Annotated in this window: 4 protein-coding genes; all 4 read left to right on the plus strand. The window is 49.4% G+C overall.

Annotated features, from left to right (window positions below):
- Positions 1-1,167: copper resistance system multicopper oxidase (locus B3182_RS08355; protein ID WP_292752318.1), on the plus strand; the 1,167-nt coding region annotated here is incomplete at its 5' end.
- A 9-nt stretch (positions 1,168-1,176) separates the two neighbouring features.
- Positions 1,177-1,926, plus strand: a complete 750-nt coding sequence (locus B3182_RS08360) for a copper resistance protein B (RefSeq protein ID WP_292412665.1) — start codon at positions 1,177-1,179, stop codon at positions 1,924-1,926.
- Positions 1,927-1,966: 40 nt separating this feature from the next.
- Positions 1,967-3,316 carry an APC family permease gene (locus B3182_RS08365; RefSeq protein WP_292411287.1) on the plus strand — a complete coding sequence of 450 codons (1,350 nt, stop codon included), beginning with the start codon at positions 1,967-1,969 and terminating at the stop codon, positions 3,314-3,316.
- 234 nt (positions 3,317-3,550) lie between these two features.
- Positions 3,551-4,905, plus strand: a 1,355-nt coding sequence (locus tag B3182_RS08370; protein ID WP_292752321.1) for an HAD-IC family P-type ATPase, incomplete at its 3' end; no start/stop codon positions are given.

The raw sequence follows: 4,905 nt of genomic DNA on the forward strand, positions 1-4,905 counted from the left end.
CAGCAGCGAACCTTGGGTGACACTTTCGACGATATTCGTCGACAAGGGCTTGCGAAAACATGGCAAGAGCGGTCCATGTGGAACGAAATGCGCATGAGCGCGCGCGATCTTCTGGATGTGACCGGCTCTACCTATACCTATCTGATGAATGGTCGCGATAATTCGACTAACTGGACGGCACTTTACAAGCCAGGAGAAAAAATTCGTCTAAGAGTTATAAACGGCTCTGCCATGACGTTTTTTGATTTTCGCATTCCGGGTCTCGAGATGTCGGTGGTCTCTGCAGACGGCCAGCCGATCAAGCCTGTTACGGTAGATGAATTTCGAATTGGGGTGGCTGAGACATACGATGTCATTGTAACGCCGAAAAACGATCGTCCTTATACGCTTTTTGCGGAAAGCATGGATCGTAGTGGTTATGTGCGGGGTACGCTCGCAACAGAATTAGGGCAGGAAGCCCCAGTGCCTGAATTGCGACCGGTACCAGAGCGAGGGATGGCGGCCATGGGGATGAGCCATGAAATGGATGGGATGGACATAAAACCTACCAATGAAGATCAACTTGGGATGGATGACAATCAAGAAATGGCCGGGGGCCATGCTGGGCATAAGGTCGCGACGCAACAGCGACCTTCGGCGCCCGATCTTGGCATTGAACACGCGCCAGGTGGGCATGGTCCCGGTGCTGCCATGATTGCCAGAAACCCAGTCAGCCGTCTAAATGAGCCGGGTATTGGCCTCGAAAATGTCGACCATCGAGTTCTGGTCTATGGTGACCTTATTGGTGCTCACCCATGGCCTGATGATAGGGAGCCGGAGCGTGACATCGAGCTGCATCTCACCGGTAATATGGAAAAATATATGTGGTCTTTTGATGGTGTGAAATACACTGAAGTCGATGGGCCAGTTGAGTTTCATCATGGTGAGCGTCTACGTTTGATAATGGTAAACGACACGATGATGGATCATCCGATTCATCTGCATGGCATGTGGATGGAACTTGAAAATGGCCAATATCCCCGTCCTCGAAAGCACACTATCAGTATCAAACCCAGTGAGGTCGTTTCATTACAAATCAGTGCCGATGCGCCCGGCAGTTGGGCTTTCCATTGTCATCTTCTATATCACATGAAGGCGGGGATGTTTCGAGTTGTCAGGGTCAGATAAGGAGATGATATGAACAAACTTACAACCATGACAATGCTCGGTTTTTTAGGAATGAGCACCACGGTCTCTGCCGATCACGCTGAGGATCATTGGCCCGAACCCATTGAGTCTTACCGAACCGGGCAGGTTTTATTTGATCGGCTGGAATTCACCCGTACAGACAACAATGAGAACCTAATCGTCTGGGATATGTTGGCTTGGTACGGTGGCGACACAAATCGGGTTTATTTTAAAAGTGAAGGTGAGAATAAACAAAATGATGGTGAACCCACTGAACTGGAAAGTACGGAGGTGTTGGCGAGCCGGTTAATTGCTCCTTTTTGGGAAATACAGGGCGGCGTTGGACTTCGTGGGTCAATGGCATCGGATGTAGATCGTGAACACTATTTAGTATTTAGCCTGTTTGGCATGGCTCCCTATCGATTTGAAATGGATAATTCACTTACCATTAATGAGGATGGCGACATAGCAGCATCACTTGAAGCCGAATACGACATACGGCTCAGTCAAGTTTCGTACTTACAGCCACGCTTGGAAGTTTCTGCTGGACTCACAGATGCCCAAGCGTTCGATCGCCCCAGTGGATTCAACGATGTTCGAATAGGATTGCGTTATCGCTATGAAATCTCTAGAGAGTTTGCGCCTTACATAGGTGTTTATTGGAGCCGGGCCTTGGGTCAAAAGGCTAACCAAATCGCTGATGAGGGGGGCGATAAAATCGAAACTGGTTTTGTTGCCGGGGTTCGGATGTGGTTTTAATTAGAATTGCAAAATTAGCAAGACTGAAGGGGGAGAGTTAATGGCTAACAAAGAGGACAGATCAACGCATTATAAAGAGGGAAGCCTCACTTTAGCGGGAACAGTTATGCTCGGTACCGGGGTTATGATTGGTGCTGGTATCTTTGCGCTTACCGGGCAGATGGCGCAGATGACTGGGGCGCTGTTCCCGCTGGCTTTTCTCGCTGCAGCAGTAATCGTCAGCTTTAGTGCCTATTCCTACATCAAGATCTCTAACGCTTATCCCTCTGCAGGTGGCATTGGCATGTATTTGCATAAAGCTTATGGAGACAGGTTACCAACAGCATTTAATGCTTTGCTGATGTATTTTTCAATGGTGATCGCCCAGAGCTTTCTCGCGCGCACATTTGGTTCTTATACCATGCAACTTTTTGGTGGGGACCAGAGCGGCATGATGGTGCCCATTCTCGGGGTGTCACTTATCCTGGCAGCCTTTCTGATTAATCTATCAGGTAATCGATTGATCCAAGGCGTCGCCTCTTTTATTGGTGTTTTGAAAATCGTGGGCATCCTTGTTATCGGATTGGTAGGGGTTTGGATCGCCGATAGCATTTCAGTCGATTTCACAAGCCCAGGAGAAGCAGGGACCTTCAGTAACTTTCTTGGCGCAACAGCACTCGGGATATTAGCGTTTAAGGGCTTTACCACCATTACCAACAGCGGTTCGGAGGTAAAAGATCCTAAACGAAACGTGGGTCGCGCCATCGTTATTTCCATCGCCGCTTGTGTGGTGATTTATAGCTTGGTCGGTTTTGCTGTGGCAAGCAATTTGTCGCTGGCTGAAATCATCAAAACACAGGACTATTCTCTTGCTGCAGCAGCGCGCCCGGCATTGGGTGAATATGGTGTGTGGTTTACGGTCGCTATTGCCATGATGGCGACTGCCGGCGGTATTCTAGCCAGCATTTTTGCAGTCTCAAGAATGCTGGCAATGCTGACGGAAATGAAACTGGTGCCACACCGTCATTTCGGCATGCCCGGTAGTATTCAAAAGCACACGTTGGTATACACTGTGGTTCTGGGACTGATCCTGACAGCATTTTTTGATCTGTCCCGGATTGCCGCGCTTGGTATCGTGTTTTACCTGATTATGGACATTGCCATTCATTGGGGCGTTCTTCGCTATCTGCGTGAAGACATAAAAGCTAATCGATGGGTGCCAGCGACAGCCATTCTGCTGGATTTACTGGCATTGGGTGGTTTTGTCTGGGTTAAGCTGAATACTGATCCGTTTGTGATTGGTGTGGCGGTTGTTACGATGATTGTTATCGCAGTTGCTGAGCAGATTTTCCTGAAAAGATCCGCTGCATCCGAGCAGCCCGGTAATCAGGAATCCCATCATCACCATTAATGACAATATTTGACGTGGAGGGCAGTAGCATGATGACTAATAATATGTGGGCAGGGCATTGGCTTTGGATGTTGATGTTCGCAATCGTTGTTGTGATCCCTGTCTGGCGAATTTGTCAGCGCACGGGTTATCCGGGTTGGTTGGGTGTTCTAATACTTATTCCAATCGCCAATCTTCTATTACTCTATTTTATTGCGTTTTCGAGCTGGACTACAGACAAAATGAGAAACCAAGATGACTGAACATCAACATGTCCATAGAAATGGCAACCAAGTTCACGAAGAGCATACTGTCAAAGATCCTGTCTGCGGTATGACGGTGGAACCACATACTGCGAAGTATCAAAGCCAGTATGAGACTAAGACTTGGTACTTCTGCTCGGCACGTTGCCAGTCCAAGTTTGATGAAAAACCGGAACAATATCTCGGTGGTCAGCAACATCAGGAGTCACCGGCAACACCGGGCATGATCTATACATGCCCCATGCATCCAGAAATTCGACAGCAGGGCCCTGGTGATTGCCCCATTTGTGGTATGGCCCTAGAACCTGAGCAAGTCAATTTGGATGATGGGCCTTCTGAAGAGCTCACGGATATGACCCGCCGATTCTGGATCGGTTTGATAATGGCATTGCCAGTGTTAATACTCGAAATGGGTAGCCATATTATCGGGCTCGACCGCCTTATAGCGCCGCAGTTATCCAATTGGATTCAATTAGTTCTGGCAACGCCAGTAGTCGCTTGGTGCGGTTGGCCTTTCTTCGTCAGGGGATGGAAATCTATAGTGAGCCGGAACCTGAACATGTTTACGCTGATTTCCATTGGTACTGGTGTGGCGCTGATCTACAGTCTGGTGGCAACCCTGATGCCGCAGATTTTCCCAGATGCCTTCCGTCAGGCGGATGGTTCTGTTGCTGTCTATTTCGAAGCGGCTGCAGTCATCGTTGTTTTGGTGCTGTTGGGACAGGTATTGGAATTGAGAGCGCGGGAGAAGACTTCCGGCGCAATTAAGGCCTTACTTGATCTGGCACCCGCGACGGCCAGGAAGCTGGACGATGAGGGTGGTGAGTCCGATGTATCTCTTGACGAGGTCAAGGTTGGTGACCGCCTTCGGGTACGTCCGGGGGACAAGGTACCATTGGATGGTGAGGTGCTTGAGGGTAACTCCAATGTCGATGAGTCGCTGGTGACGGGTGAGCCATTGGCGGTCAGTAAGAGGTCTGGCGATCAAGTCATCGGTGGCAGTATTAATCAGCAAGGCAGCTTTATTATGCGAGCTGACAAGGTTGGCCGGGATACGATGCTGTCTCAGATTGTACAGATGGTAGCTAATGCCCAGCGCAGCCGTGCACCCATTCAGGGATTAGCAGACAAAGTGGCGGGTTGGTTTGTCCCGGTCGTTATCGTTATAGCCGTTATCGCTTTTATCGTTTGGTCATTTTTCGGCCCGGCGCCACCAATGGCTTTTGGTCTGATTGCAGCGGTTAGCGTCTTAATTATTGCCTGCCCGTGTGCGTTAGGTCTGGCAACCCCTATGTCCATTATGGTTGGTGTCGGCCGGGGTGCGCAAAGTGGTGTGCTGATCCGCGA

The sequence above is a fragment of the Methylophaga sp. UBA4204 genome (assembly GCF_002379485.1).
Taxonomy (GTDB): domain Bacteria; phylum Pseudomonadota; class Gammaproteobacteria; order Nitrosococcales; family Methylophagaceae; genus Methylophaga.

Bases quoted from the DNA above. Each gene is read 5' to 3' on its own strand.
- B3182_RS08360 (WP_292412665.1), top strand. From the start codon at position 1,177: ATGAACAAACTTACAACCATGACAATGCTCGGTTTTTTAGGAATGAGC.
- B3182_RS08365 (WP_292411287.1), top strand. From the start codon at position 1,967: ATGGCTAACAAAGAGGACAGATCAACGCATTATAAAGAGGGAAGCCTC.